This window comes from Acidithiobacillus sp. HP-2, assembly GCF_015100155.1.
Classification (GTDB): Bacteria; Pseudomonadota; Gammaproteobacteria; order Acidithiobacillales; family Acidithiobacillaceae; genus Acidithiobacillus.
In genome coordinates this window covers 64,170-77,243 of sequence record NZ_JACKZA010000015.1, presented here as the reverse complement: position 1 = coordinate 77,243, position 13,074 = coordinate 64,170, and the positions used below count along the sequence as shown (strand labels likewise).

Annotated in this window: 17 protein-coding genes, 1 tRNA gene and 1 pseudogene; 7 read left to right on the top strand and 12 right to left on the bottom strand. The window is 52.7% G+C overall.

Annotation, left to right across the window (positions count from 1 at the left end; translation table 11 throughout):
- The coding region (locus H7F11_RS12630) for a transposase family protein (RefSeq protein ID WP_193658164.1) at nt 1-243 on the bottom strand (243 nt) is incomplete at its 3' end.
- Between the two features lie 91 nt (nt 244-334).
- Between H7F11_RS12630 and H7F11_RS12625 the strand changes: the two genes are divergently transcribed.
- The 6 genes and pseudogenes from H7F11_RS12625 to H7F11_RS12600 form a co-directional block, all read left to right on the top strand.
- On the top strand, nt 335-1,054 hold the full coding sequence (locus H7F11_RS12625) for a type II secretion system F family protein (RefSeq protein WP_227485479.1): 720 nt from the start codon (nt 335-337) through the stop codon (nt 1,052-1,054).
- A 1-nt stretch (nt 1,055) separates the two neighbouring features.
- A complete protein-coding gene (locus tag H7F11_RS12620) occupies nt 1,056-1,544 on the top strand; it encodes a prepilin-type N-terminal cleavage/methylation domain-containing protein (protein ID WP_193651894.1) in 489 nt (162 codons plus the stop codon).
- On the top strand, nt 1,531-1,920 hold the full coding sequence (locus tag H7F11_RS12615; RefSeq protein WP_227485477.1) for a prepilin-type N-terminal cleavage/methylation domain-containing protein: 390 nt from the start codon (nt 1,531-1,533) through the stop codon (nt 1,918-1,920). Before H7F11_RS12620 ends, H7F11_RS12615 begins: the two co-directional genes overlap by 14 nt.
- Nucleotides 1,917-2,564 carry a prepilin-type N-terminal cleavage/methylation domain-containing protein gene (locus tag H7F11_RS17290; protein WP_193651892.1) on the top strand — a complete coding sequence of 216 codons (648 nt, stop codon included), beginning with the start codon at nt 1,917-1,919 and terminating at the stop codon, nt 2,562-2,564. The genes H7F11_RS12615 and H7F11_RS17290 overlap by 4 nt, the downstream gene beginning before the upstream one ends.
- Nucleotides 2,537-4,012 carry a hypothetical protein gene (locus tag H7F11_RS12605; protein WP_193651891.1) on the top strand — a complete coding sequence of 492 codons (1,476 nt, stop codon included), beginning with the start codon at nt 2,537-2,539 and terminating at the stop codon, nt 4,010-4,012. The genes H7F11_RS17290 and H7F11_RS12605 overlap by 28 nt, the downstream gene beginning before the upstream one ends.
- Before the next feature lie 437 nt (nt 4,013-4,449).
- Nucleotides 4,450-4,704 (top strand): annotated as a pseudogene (locus H7F11_RS12600) (IS1595 family transposase); the annotation flags it as partial.
- A gap of 40 nt (nt 4,705-4,744) precedes the next feature.
- Here the strand turns inward: H7F11_RS12600 and H7F11_RS12595 are convergent.
- The 5 genes from H7F11_RS12595 to H7F11_RS17120 form a co-directional block, all read right to left on the bottom strand.
- Nucleotides 4,745-5,137, bottom strand: coding sequence for a hypothetical protein (locus tag H7F11_RS12595; RefSeq protein WP_193651890.1), 393 nt, complete (start codon nt 5,135-5,137; stop codon nt 4,745-4,747).
- 65 nt (nt 5,138-5,202) lie between these two features.
- Nucleotides 5,203-6,894, bottom strand: a complete 1,692-nt coding sequence (locus H7F11_RS12590; RefSeq protein ID WP_193658162.1) for a diguanylate cyclase — start codon at nt 6,892-6,894, stop codon at nt 5,203-5,205.
- Nucleotides 6,895-6,913: 19 nt separating this feature from the next.
- Nucleotides 6,914-7,129, bottom strand: coding sequence for a hypothetical protein (locus H7F11_RS12585; protein ID WP_193650586.1), 216 nt, complete (start codon nt 7,127-7,129; stop codon nt 6,914-6,916).
- 18 nt (nt 7,130-7,147) lie between these two features.
- Nucleotides 7,148-7,489, bottom strand: a complete 342-nt coding sequence (locus H7F11_RS17125; protein ID WP_319803370.1) for a prepilin-type N-terminal cleavage/methylation domain-containing protein — start codon at nt 7,487-7,489, stop codon at nt 7,148-7,150.
- Between the two features lie 103 nt (nt 7,490-7,592).
- Nucleotides 7,593-8,159 (bottom strand): prepilin-type N-terminal cleavage/methylation domain-containing protein, encoded by a 567-nt coding sequence (locus H7F11_RS17120; RefSeq protein ID WP_193651270.1) that lies wholly within the window; start codon nt 8,157-8,159, stop codon nt 7,593-7,595.
- A gap of 286 nt (nt 8,160-8,445) precedes the next feature.
- Between H7F11_RS17120 and H7F11_RS12570 the strand changes: the two genes are divergently transcribed.
- Nucleotides 8,446-8,940, top strand: coding sequence for a tetratricopeptide repeat protein (locus H7F11_RS12570; protein WP_193651269.1), 495 nt, complete (start codon nt 8,446-8,448; stop codon nt 8,938-8,940).
- Between the two features lie 81 nt (nt 8,941-9,021).
- Here H7F11_RS12570 and H7F11_RS12565 read toward each other — a convergent pair.
- The 6 genes from H7F11_RS12565 to pabC all read right to left on the bottom strand — a co-directional run bounded on the left by H7F11_RS12565 (nt 9,022) and on the right by pabC (nt 13,048).
- Nucleotides 9,022-9,112 (bottom strand) — tRNA-Ser (locus H7F11_RS12565).
- Nucleotides 9,113-9,216: 104 nt separating this feature from the next.
- On the bottom strand, nt 9,217-9,579 hold the full coding sequence (locus tag H7F11_RS12560; RefSeq protein ID WP_193651268.1) for a PilZ domain-containing protein: 363 nt from the start codon (nt 9,577-9,579) through the stop codon (nt 9,217-9,219).
- On the bottom strand, nt 9,563-10,564 hold the full coding sequence (locus tag H7F11_RS12555) for a DNA polymerase III subunit delta' C-terminal domain-containing protein (RefSeq protein WP_193651267.1): 1,002 nt from the start codon (nt 10,562-10,564) through the stop codon (nt 9,563-9,565). The genes H7F11_RS12560 and H7F11_RS12555 overlap by 17 nt, the downstream gene beginning before the upstream one ends.
- Nucleotides 10,561-11,211 carry a dTMP kinase gene (gene tmk / locus H7F11_RS12550; RefSeq protein ID WP_193651266.1) on the bottom strand — a complete coding sequence of 217 codons (651 nt, stop codon included), beginning with the start codon at nt 11,209-11,211 and terminating at the stop codon, nt 10,561-10,563. The genes H7F11_RS12555 and tmk overlap by 4 nt, the downstream gene beginning before the upstream one ends.
- Nucleotides 11,208-12,215 (bottom strand): endolytic transglycosylase MltG, encoded by a 1,008-nt coding sequence (gene mltG, locus H7F11_RS12545; RefSeq protein ID WP_193651265.1) that lies wholly within the window; start codon nt 12,213-12,215, stop codon nt 11,208-11,210. Before mltG ends, tmk begins: the two co-directional genes overlap by 4 nt.
- Nucleotides 12,215-13,048 carry an aminodeoxychorismate lyase gene (gene pabC, locus H7F11_RS12540; protein ID WP_227485476.1) on the bottom strand — a complete coding sequence of 278 codons (834 nt, stop codon included), beginning with the start codon at nt 13,046-13,048 and terminating at the stop codon, nt 12,215-12,217. The genes mltG and pabC overlap by 1 nt, the downstream gene beginning before the upstream one ends.
- Nucleotides 13,049-13,074 lie beyond the last annotated feature (26 nt).

Genomic DNA, 13,074 nt, shown 5'->3' with positions numbered 1-13,074 from the left:
CACCCGAGGTACACGGGCATGGAGATAGGCTTCATGCTGGAAGAAATCCATGTGCCGCCAGGTATGGTCACGGGTATCATGTACCGGACACTCCTCACCACAGACGGAGCAAGCAAAGCGACTACCTTTGGGAAAGTTGATGTGCAGATCCAGGCGTTTCTCCTCCACCGTGAAAGTCACATGATCCACCAACCACGGCGGAACCAATCCTAACGCGAGAGAAAACAGCTCTTCAGGGACCATCAGCTAACTCCTATTCAGGGCACGACCGCTCCACAGCATTCTACCCCCTACCCACTCAATCTGACGAAGAGCCAAAAAGGTCAAGTCCGCCATGTTTTATCCGGCAGCCATCATTACCGTGATGCTGGTGGTGGTGGTGATTTTGATGATTTTTGTAATTCCGGTGTTTTCGCAACTATTCAGCAGCTTTGGGGCCACCCTGCCTCTGCTCACCCAGATTGTCATCAATATTTCCAACTGGATGAAAAGTCACTGGTATATCGTCGTACTCCTGCCCATTGCCGCCGTGTGGCTGTTTATTTTTGCCTACAAGCGCAGTCTGCCCTTCAAAACCGTCATTGACCGGTTTTCCCTGAAAATTCCGGTACTGGGTGACATTTTATTGAAAGGGGCTGTCGCCCGCTTCATGCGCACCCTGTCCACCATGCAGGCGGCGGGGGTGCCCATTCTTGAAGCACTGGGGACGCTTTCCAAGGTTTCCGGTAATATCATCATCGAAAAAAGCGTGTTGCGCTCCCGCGATGACGTCGCCGCTGGTGGCCGCATCAGCACCCGCCTCAAAACCGATGGCGTCTTTCCCATCATGGCCACGCAAATGCTGTCCATCGGCGAAGAAACCGGCGCCATTGAAACCATGTCCGGCAAGGTGGCGGACTTTTACGAAAGCGACGTGGAAGAATCCGTGAATCGCCTCTCCACCCTCATGGAGCCCATGATCATGGTGGTCCTGGGTGTCATTGTCGGTACCCTGGTCATTGCCATGTACATGCCGATCTTCAAGATGGGCGCGGTGGTGACGCATGGGGGGTAATGTGCAGCATCAACGTGATGGTTCACCCGCCGTATGGGTTGAGAGAGGATTTACACTCATTCAGTTGCTGATAGCCATTGCCATATTGGCAATTGTGGCAGCCATTGCCATTCCCAACTGGACCGAAGAAGTTCAGCAAAGCGGGTATCAAACCACGCTCGAAGAAGGCCAGTCCGCCGTGCGCATGCTTAATCTCATGGCCTTGCAGGGGCAAGGCGCGGTCTTGGTACAAAATGGCACTGCACTCACTATCAGTGCCAATAGTGGCGCACAATGGTCCGGGAACCTTCCGCAAAATGGGCAACTCTTTCTGAATGGCAACCAATTAACCTGCGTTTCTTTGAATGGCATGGGAATACCAGCAAATGATGTCACCGCTCCAGATTGCAGCGCCAACCCAAGCGGGATTCTGCAATGGAGCGTCAGCTATACCAACAAGGCACCAATAGCAATTACTTCAAGCGTGAGTGGCGTCAATGCATACGACTAGAATCCATAGACAAGACGAATCAGGACTTAGCCTGGTAGAGGCAATGGTCTCTATAGCTATTTTGTCTTTTGCGGCATTGGCCATAGGGGGCCTGCTGACCATGTCTTTTCGACAAACCAATTCAGCAGAGCAAGTTTTGAACGCCCAAACCTACGGGATGGCCACCGCAGTAGCGGGAACCTATTCGACGGCCTCTTACCTGACCAATAGTGTGAACATTGATACCCTTGCCACCGCATCGTTCAGTAACATTCCCGTAGCAGTGTTAACAAGTTCAGCCCCAGTAACCACAACAGGCGCAACGGGCACAACTGTCTCTGTTTTCACTGCACCAGTTACTTCGGGAACCAATGTTCCCAGTTGGTGGTTGCCATGATGAATAACCGCTACAGTCTGGATAGGGGGATAAAACAGAGCGGCTTAACCTTGGTCGAGTTGCTGATAGCCATTGTGGTCGCTGTCATCGTAGGGCTTGCCGTATTTTCCATCCTCTATACCACATACCATAGTAGAGCTATTTCGGAGAAACTGACGGGTCGCGCAGATCGCACACTGCTGATGAAAGAAGCGTTGGAGCATACCGTAACGAATGCGGGATATACGGCTTATACCAGTTCTGCCGGTACAACCACAGCGTGTGCGCCTAATGTTTCCGCTATCTATCCGGCTGTCCCCACTTCAGCCACTTTGTCTAACCTATCCACAACGACTGTAGGGTGGAGCGTAGACTCCGGTGGAAGCTGCACGAGGAGCTGTCAAGGTACATTTACTGTTTCTGGGAACGTGGCCGCATGGACCGTTAGTGGTGGTTCAGTATGCGGACAAAGCAATAACAGTAACACAGCTATTTTCCCGGTAGGAACTGGATGGGAACTTTCAATAGAGCCTGACACCAGTTGTCTTGGCCCTGCATTTAACACTACAGCACCTGCTGTCGTCGCCACCAACATCAGCTCCCAAGATTCTGGAACCAAACCAGTAGAGGTATCAGCATGTCTATTCAATCTTCAAGGACAGTAATACACCAAGAGGCAGGCATCGCTCTTTTGGGCAGTGTATTGGTAGCTGCCTTGGTCTTGGGGCTTGCGGGGTGGGGAATTTTGAACATGACCAAGGTAGCCCAGCAAACTGTATATGGAGAAAGCGCCGCCAATCAGGCACGTACCGCAGCCCTGATCGGGATACAGGCTGTAACCGGATATGCTCAGAGTGTCTATGTGGGAAATAATCCTTCCACGGCCAGCTTGGGAAATTTATTTAACGCTCCCGGCCTATCCAACAACGATGGACCCGTCAACCAGCTCTTTACTCAACCCACCAACGCCAGTGTGCAGGCCATGATTACGGCAAACACTTTCTCAAGTGTGACGGCTGCCACAGGAAGTGGAACTACAGGAAGTACAAGCACTTCCGGCAATGGTTATATCAGAATGCTGTCCACTGGACGCAGTGGGTCTGCCATTCAAACGGCAGAAGCTTATATTGTGGCGCAGTTGAACAGTTTGAACAAGTATAATGCCAACCTCATACTTGGATCAGGTTCGACTTTTAATGGAAACCTAAACAAAGACGGAATTAGTAATATTATTGTAGCTTCCACAGCGCCTACCATTCAACAAGCTGGAATAACACTTAACGGAACAACGTACACCTACATACCTATATCTTACTTTCCTGTGATTAATCCGCAGGAATTTGCTCAATATGCAACCATTCAACTGAATAGTGATGGCACAATAACGGTAGCCAGTTCAGCTTCTAATTTTTATTCAACTTTGTCTTCGCTCGCAACCCCATCTTCAACTGACTATTTTAGTTATACCCCGGCTACAACGACAACGACAAAAATAAAAGGAGTTACAACAACAAGTACAACGCCGCCGACTTGGACAATTAATCAGCCTATTAATGCATTTATATATACACCAGATGATATAAATATCAATTTTATCGGAACTGCACAATTGACAGTCATTTCTGGAGGAGTGATAACTGTTTCTAACACAGTCACTCTAAATCCATTTGCTTATTATATTTCTTCTACTGCATCAAACACTAGCCCTGTAATTCCTGCCACAGTAACAGCCACCACAAGTAGTATATCACCAGGAAGCGTTTGTGATGGATATTCAAGTTTACCAGTATGTGACGGAACCGTGCCCTATCCAAACCTGCAGGGACTTGTACTTCTTTCGTCGGGCGGCTTAGAAATGGATAAAGCCCAAGGCTCTACCTTTAATGGAGATGTAGCTACAGCGGGTACTCTCAACTTAAATGGGGGGGGGAGCTACACAATTGGTGGTACCATAATAGCCGAAAACGGAGTCACTTCAACCAAAGGTAGTAGCGCAAATGGCTCAAGTACAGTTAACGGAGGCATCAACCTCACCGCTCCTATAGCTGCTGCAAATAGCGCAACACTAGGAGGATATCAACTCACCCCATCCTCCATTCGCTGGACCCCATAATTCTCCGTAGATGATAGAATATCAATCTCTTAGATTTACCCATACAGCGAGAGGAGAAAATTTAATTTGAAATCGACATACTGGTAATATATTCACTCAAGTATTAACTAAATATCAGAACAAGCGAATTTTTCATACCATGAAAACTATAGAAACCCGGCGCGCCCTCTCTCTCTATAGATATGGTCGAGGCTCGAACATTAGGTCTTCTCGACTAGCGGAACTTGCCATTTCAGCCTGCGTACTCCGCACCATCCGTCAATATAATATCGAAGCTCAGTTTGCACATTTCTATTTTCTCTCTAAACCCATTTACCTGAAAGTAGGTCAATTCGTCAGACGGAATATCCGTGCTTATCCGGTTGTCACAGACACCCACTACCCGTAGTGTTTTGAGCATCTGCGCCAACCTGGAACGACCAGGGCTATCGACGTGCTTGACCGAAACCTTCCTGCCGATCATTTGCCTCGTGTTCTCCAATCTCAATTCCTGGTTGCGAGGTATCCATCATGGTTTCAGCCCACAGCACTTGCAGGCGTAACACAACTAATTCAAGTTCCAATTCAATCGCCGCTTCTACCCCTTCAATTCCTTCCGATCCCTGCTCGGCATCGCCGGTGATGTCACCGCGCCAAATTATGCCGAGCTTTATTCCAAAATTACGCCCACTACATCTGGTGGGTGTCTGTGACAACCGGATAAGTACGGGAATATCATCTGCATCCACAAGGTTATTCTGGACGTTGAAGTTCCAAGCACGGACTATCTGCAAAGACCTTCCACTTTTTTGCCAAAATGTCGGAAGCGGTGCGAATGGTGCTGCATAGCGAATCACCGTTTCCACTGCGCACACCAGCGCCTGTTTTTTGGGACCGCGCAATAAAGTCTGAGGATCCACCATCTTTTACAGAAACTTTCTGCGTTGTCGTCAAAATCCGCTCTTCACAATTTTTCAAATAGGCGTCATAGGCTTTCCGATGGGTGATATCGGGAACGATATAGGAAGTTGACTGCGTATGCATTAGACTTTGGCGTTTTTCTGGGTGTGTTGAAGTTGGTGACGGATGTATAAGCGTTGGGGTGTGATGAATCTTTTGAGGGATAAATACTTCAGTAATAGACACAAAACAGTTCCGGGGGACAAAAGCATGGTCCAGATTCGATATGTTGAATATCCTGCGCATCACATCTATCCACTTTCGTCTGCATCGCTCCTGTCGGTCTGTGTGTGTATAGCACTGCCTTTACTGATTGCTTCGCCAGACGCTTCTTCCATGACGAATAATTCCCAGTAACGGGTGCGCTGGCGTTTCTTGGCCTTGGACTGGTACAGGGCCTGGTCGGCATAGCGCAGCAGGGTCTCGAAATCACCTGCATAGTCTGAAGGATACAAACACAGCCCCATGCTCAGACGGACCCCGACCACGGCACCCGATTGCAGATGAATGGGTTCATTCACGGTGACCTCGATTTTGACCAGAATCAGTTCCAGCTCTTCGAAGTGGTTGAAGCCTTCAATCAGCAGCACAAATTCATCTCCACCCAGACGCGCCACATAGTCGCTGCGGCGCAGGGCGGCATGCAGGCGGCGGCCCACTACGCGCAACACATGATCCCCCGCCTCGTGGCCGTAAAGATCATTGATGGGTTTGAAATGATCAAGGTCAATCATGCAGATGGCCAGGGCGCCGTGGCCGCGCTGGACGCGGGGCAAGGTAACGGCCACCTGGTCCATGAGGGCACGCCGGTTACCCAAACCGGTCAGGCGGTCATGGCAGGCTTCGTATTCCAGTTGTTCGCGGGCCAGCCATTCGGCGGTCACATCGCGCTGAATGCCCACATAATGGCTGATGGCGCCGTTGCGCTGGTAAATGGGGATGATGCTTAAATGATTCCAGAACGTCTGCCCATCGCTGCGGTAATTGAGCAGGCGACCGTTAAAAAAACCCTGACCGCAGAGGGCCTCGTCAATTTCGGTCAGAGTCCGGGGGGCAGTACGCGGGCCTTGCAGATGATGCAGCCCGAAGCGGCTGATTTCCGCCAGCGTATAACCCGTCATACGGGAAAAGCTGGCATTCACATACAAAATGTGTCGGTCGGCATCGGTCAGTACCACCCCCTTTGCTGCTGCTTGCAGGGCCATACCCAGCAACAGCTGGTGTTCGCGTTCTACCCGCTCGCGGAGAATGCCCACCCAGTCTTCCAGGGCTTCACTCACCCGGCGGGCGATGCCCTCCAGCACCACCTGACAGTCTTGCGGGAAACCCCGCTTGTCCCGGTCATAAAGAACCAGCAGCGCCCAGGGCTGGTGGTCGCGATGAATGGGCAACGCGGCCATGGAACGCAACTGATAGGGGCGAGCATTCTGCTGCCAGGCCCTGCGCAGCGGCCCCTCGGAGAAAGGTTCATTAAACAGCGGCCTTTGCGTCTGCCAGACCCGGAACAGCGGGCCATGGTCGGCGGGCAGGCCGCTGCGTCTTTCGGCAAAACTGTCCAGATAGGCGGCATTTCCGGCTTCCGCCAGGGTTTGCAGGGAATTGTCCGGCTCTACCCGGCAGACCCAGGCCAGGGTGACGGGGGTGCACTCCACCGCCAGTGTACACAGGGACTCCAGCAGGATGGATTCCTGATCGGTGTGTTCCATGACCTGCCCGACGGCCTTGTGGAAAGCCAGATATTGTTGCAGGCGGGTATGGGCCGCAGAAAATGACGAAGCACCCGAAGGCACCCCCCCACCCAACCCCAGACGTACCCAAACCCGGCGCCAGTGGCCGTTTTTCGCGGGCGGTTCAGGAGCATCACGGGACATGCGCGGAAGGCCGTAGATCAGGGGATGGGCAGCCAGCGACCTTCCGCCCTGCCAGGCAGGACGGTGCGCCAAGCGCCGCAGCCCGCGACGATCAGGCCATTTGCAAGCCGTGGGAGGCGGATATCCGCTGATTGGCGGGTTTTTGAGCGCGCTGCAGGGCATAGAGGGCCTGCAATTCACTGCGCACCACATTGAGCTCCATGTCGATGGTCGCGGTGGGCGCACCGCGCTGTTCGCGGCGACTGAGCAGGCGATGGCGCAATTGCTGGAGCTCATTGATACGCTGTTGCGGATGATGGGCGTTCATGGTCGTTCTCCTGTGAGTTTACGGGGTGACAATATAGGTGCTGGCGGCATTGGTGCCGAGGTTGAAACCCGCCTGCGATAAAGCGCGGCCAACTGCCGCCGTGGTGTTGCTGTCCTGACAGATGCCCGTTCCGGTGCCCACATTTAAGGTGACCGATTTGGTATTTGTCACAACAGCAGTTGCCTGAGCTTCTCGCATGTATTGATAATACAAAGGAATGGCAATCGCAGTGAGAACTGCAACGATAACAACAACCATGAGTTCAATTAAAGTAAAGCCAGATTCATTTGGGTATATACACATCTTACGATACCCCATGGTAGTGACAATTGCCCCTGTTCTTGTTGTTCTCAATGCCATACTGAATAGCACCATCAAAGTAATCGGCGGGAAGGTTTTGCATAATCGAGGGCATCGGTTGAAGATGCCCTCTGTTATGCATCACAGAGTTAGATGCTTACAATTACGGAGCAGTAGTCGAGAAAGAAACACCGCCTTCTGGTGTGACCGTTGCATAGCACACACCGGAACCAGATCCACAATTGGCTGTTTCAGTGTTTGCGCTCAAGGCAGCCGCTACAGCACTTGCAAGACTGGTGTTTGTGGGCGCAGCTAGCGCGATAGTGACGCTATTGCCTGCGGTTAAATCTGCAGGAGAATAGCTGCCTGGCGTAGTGATGCTAGGAGTTCCACCATAGGTGATGGTAGCCCCTTGGGGTAAGGTTTGGACCGCTGCAGCTGCTACTGATGCTGTTCCAGCTGTGGCGTTTGCTGCAGCTGCCTTAGTTGTTTCTGGATTGATAACCGTGGTCTGACCAGCGGCTGCGGCTGCTACTGCAGCAGTGGCTTGTGTCACCGCCTGATGAAAATCTTGGGTAATTGTCGTGGCTTGGGCAGTCTGAATATAATTTTCATACTGCGGAATGGCGATGGCCGCCAAAATGCCAATGATGGCAATGACGATCATCAGCTCAATGAGGGTGAAACCGGCTTCGGCGCTGGCCTGCGCCTTCTTGACTGACATGCTCATGAGAATGCTCCTTGTGTGGTAAGAAGTTCGGCAACGCCAAGGGGCGTTGCGCTGGTTCTCATAAAGCAGAAAGCGTGCCATCAACAGAGTTGTTGTGCTTTGACAACAGCGTGCTGTTCACATCATCATGATTTTATGGGAAAATTATCGTAAACTCAATGGGATTATGCGAACCGGAACAAAGTCATCAAGCCGGACATTGCCGTATTTTTCATCCAAATCCGATGAAACCCTGTGAGGATTTCATCGAAAATCGATGAAACAAAGCTTGCAGAAAGGGAGTCTTATGGCTGCATCCGGTTCGTCCACTGCTTTCATCAGCCCGCAAATGACCGCTTTACTCACCGGCAAAACGGTGCGAACCATCCATAACTGGCTGGATTCGGGCGTGATTGCCGGGCAGCAGTTGCCAAGTTCACAAGTGCCCAGCGGGGTTCTGCGGCAAGTGGACCTGAGCAGCCTGGCCGCCAAGGACCAACACTGCCTGCTGCAAGGCTTTGTGGATTGCGTGAAACAGGCTGACAGCGGCGATGCCGAGGCGCTGAATCAGGTGGGTATTTATTTTTATTGGTCCGGCGACCATACCATTGCCAGCAGTTTTTTTGAGGCCGCCGCCAAAAAAGGCCATGCCGATGCCATGGATTTTTTGTCTGCCTGTTATTTCAACGGCAAGGGCGTGGAGAAAAATCAGGGCCTCGGCCTGCGCTGGCTGGGCAGCGCCGCTGCCCTGGGGCACAGTCTCGCCCGGGGCAAATTGCGCGCACTGGGTTTTGAGGTGTAGGAGTGGGCGGGCTGCAGGTACAAGAGAAAGGGTTGTGTGTTTACATGAAGCGTGGTGCGTTTTTTAGTTCTTTGATTTTATTGGCGGAGAGGGTGGGATTCGAACCCACGGTACCCTTTTGGAGTACACAGCATTTCCAGTGCTGCACCTTCGGCCGCTCGGTCACCTCTCCTGAGGCTGCGAAGTGTAACCCAGACCTTGCTCAAAGAGCAATGACCGGAAACCTTGGCACCCGCAACTGCAAATCCTGATACTGAAAGTCTGATGATAATTCCGTCAAAAACTCAGCACCGCATCACCATGGGTAGGCAATCCGGACAGCGTATTCTGAATGCGCGTGAGTACCCCTGAGCGATCATTCTGAAACTGGACGCCAATGGCCGGTGGCCGGCCATCGCGGTTTTCCACAGGAGTGACCCAAATAACCTTACCCATCACCGGGGCGCGGGGCTGGCTGTCTGGCAGGGTAATCATCAGCAGGACTTCGGTACCCATGGGGAGAAGATTAGGTGTTTCCACCAGTAATCCGCCACCCTTGATGGCAGACATAAAGCAACGCTGTACGGCTTGAGGATCACGCAACACTACGGACAACGCGGTAGCTGCACCTCCCAGTTTTGGCTCAGTTCTGGATTCCATGGGTTTTCCTCCTTGGCCACAATGTAAGCCAGTCCAAAAGCAGCTTTTCCATGACCATCAGCGCATTGCTGTTTTGGGCCAGGGTCAATGGCAGTTGCAACCAGCCATCCAGGTTGGACTGCAGCGCTTCCGCCGAAATATCCGGAGCTCTCAGTCGCAACTCTTCCAGATAGTCCAGGTCCACGATTCTGTCCAGCAGCCCCTGTCGCAATCGCATAAAATCGGCGAGGACATTCAGTATCATCTCCCGGATCAGGAGTAGATCTGAACTTTTGCTCCATTGCTCCGCAAGTTTCAGGGTCGCCACAACCCCCTGCCCTGACAAATCCAGCAAACTGCGCATCCATTGCTGACGCTGCTCCAGCCAGCCTGTCTCCCATAGCTCCAGAGCGCGCAAAGGCCGATTGCCTAATTGACGGAGCAAAGCGACGCTATTTTTCGCATCCATCCCCTGCTGTTGCAGCCAGTGCATGGACTGCACCATCTGCATTTCCGGCAGGGGAATGCGCTGCAGGCGGGAGCGAATGGTGGGCAACAGACGCGAAGCCTGTTCACTATGTAAAACCATGTGTGCACGGGTGGGGGGTTCTTCCAGGGTTTTAAGAATGGCGTTGGCGGCTGCCACCGTCATGGCTTCGGCATTATCTATACGCAACCAGCGCGAGTTGCTGACCTGCGGCGTGTACTGAATCCATTCCATGGCCTGACGCAAGGTGTCAATGGCAATCTGCTTACCCGGCTCAGGGGCTGCTATCCATAAATCCGGATGGGAGCCTTCCGCCAGCAGTTTGCACGAGCGGCATTGTTCACAGGCAAACCCTTCGTCAGTAGGTTTGAAACACAACGTGGCGGCCTGCAGTGCATCAAGATGCAGGCGCAGCAGAGAACCGGATTCACCGACTGCCAGCATGGTCTGTGGTAATCCGGAGGCCAATAAGGCCTGGATGGGTTGCCAGGATTGGGGATCTGGCTGAAAAGCTTTCATGAAAAATGCTTACGCAAACGGGGAGCCAGGGCCTGCTCCAGCACGGCATGCACCTGATCCATGGGGGCTGAGGCATCAATGCGGATGATCCGCTGGGGTTCGGCCGCCTGACGTTGGGCAAACACGGCCCGCGCTCTGGTAAAAAATGGGGTCTGTTCCTGTTCCAGACGATCCGGCCGCCGGGCACGAATACGGGCAGCGCCCAGTTCCGGGCTGACATCAAACCAGAAAGTCAAATCCGGTGCCCGGGTAATGCCAGCCCAGTGCGCGAGTTCGGCAATACGCTCTTGAGGAAAGCCCCTGCCCCCACTTTGATAAGCATAGGTGGAATCTTCATAACGGTCACAAAGGACGATCTTACCTGCCGCCAGCGCTGGCTGAATCCGGTTCAACCAATGGTCGCGTCGCCCTGCATAAAGCAGAAGTAATTCCGCTTCCGCATCCAGAGCCAATTCCGGATTCAAAAATATACTGCGCAAGGCTTCACCCAAAAGACCACCACCCGGCTCGCGCGTACGCTCCACGCTCAATCCCTGCGCTTCACAAAAAGCAGCCAGCACTGGTATGGCAGAGCTTTTACCAGCACCTTCAATACCTTCCAGGGTGATGAACATTCCCGGTGTGATTGTGGATTCCTGGGCTTTCATGAAACCGTCCTCGCAGTAGGTTGCAGATAGCGTTTTATCTGCTCGATATGTTGCCTGTAGCTGGTCGAATAATGGTAGGCATTCCCCTGGGCAATAAAATACAGATCGTGGCTGTCACTCGGATGCAATACTGCCTGCAGACTGCTCATGCCGGGCATGGCAATGGGCGTTGGCGGGAGTCCTCCATGCAGATAAGTATTATACGCACTGGGCACGTGCATATCCTGCGGCGTCAAATGCCCCTGATAGTGCTTGCCCAGCGCATAAATCACCGTCGGATCTGACTGCAGTGGCATCCCCTGGCGTAATCGATTCAAAAACACGGCCGCAATATGCGCCTGTTGTGCGGGAGGAGCCCCTTCCTTTTGCACCACAGAGGCCAGAATGAGCGCCTGATAGGGGTTTTTTAAAGGTAATCCGGGGGCACGTTGCGACCATAAATGCTGTAAATTGTTGTTCATCCGTTGATAGGCGCGCTTCAGGATACTCAGGGCTGAAGTCCCGGGAACATAACGGTAACTGTCGGGGAAAAGCCAACCTTCAGCACTGTCCCGGGTGCCGATTCCTGCAGCAGCCAGTTGTTGCGCGGCCTGACCGCCCGTCGGGAGTCCATGCAGGTTCAGATAGGGCGACTTTAAACGCAACTCCTGAAGAATCAGCGACAAATTCCAACCGGGGATAATGACCACATTGAGTGGCAGGGATTGTCCATGTATCAGACGTTGCAGAATATTCTCCTGCGAAACACGACCCTGAAAATCATACAGACCCGCCTGCAGCACGGGACGACCGGCCAAAATCCAGGCCACACGAAACATCTGTGGATAATGCAGAACACCCGCCTTGTGCAGAATCTGAATACTTTCCAACGTGCCACTACCGAGCCGGATGGGGACCTGCTTTCCCGGCTTGGGAAAAGATTGCGGCAAGTACATGGTCACACCGTAATAGCCCAGCGGAGCGAGAATAATAACCAGCAGCAAAGTCAGGATTATGCGCCGCATCAGGATGGACCCAGCCCGAGTGTTGCCTGCCATTGCAGTATTTGGGCACTGATTTTACCCTGGCTGCCTGCCATGTTGCGATCCTGAAAACGCCTGACCGGCCAGATGCCAATCAGACTGTTACTGAAAAAAATTTCCTCGGCCTCGATCAGGCTTTCTGCCCGATAATCCCCGATTTGGCAGGGAATGCCCGATGTCTGCAGCCAATTCAAAATCGCCTGACGCTGGATTCCGGCAATACCCCCCTCCTCCAGTGAGGGTGTATGGACCACGCCCGCAGCAACCCAGAATAAATTGGACATGATCCCTTCGCGCAAAAAGCCCTGCTGATCGAGGACAACGCCCTCGGCGTATTCCTGCGGCAAGGCATTGCGGGCCATGACCTGATTCAGACGATTCAGGGTTTTCGATGTCAGATAAGGAGCTCCAGTCAACAGGGGAACCGGGCAAATATCTGCGAGAATCCCCGGATGCCAACAGGCTGCACTACGCTCTGGCCAGTCCGAAGCAAACACATAACGGGCGACGGAGCCATTGCAGGGAATAGCATAACCCCCTCCCGAACCACGACTTAAAATCAGCTTGAGAACGTACCGCTCGGGTAAAGAAACATGCTCTTGCAGTTGCTGAAAATCTTCAAGCCACGGCAATCGTCCGGATAGATTCATCTGCAATAATTGCGCGCCCGCCTGAAGGCGTTGGAGATGCTCATCCCAGAACAGGGGTTTACCCTGAATGATGGCGATAGTCTCAAACAGACCATCACCATAATGAAAAGCGCGGTCAAGAGCAGCCGGACAGGCTCCCGATTGTTGCGGGACCCCATCCATCATCACGGCCTGCACGCGCACTGAACGGA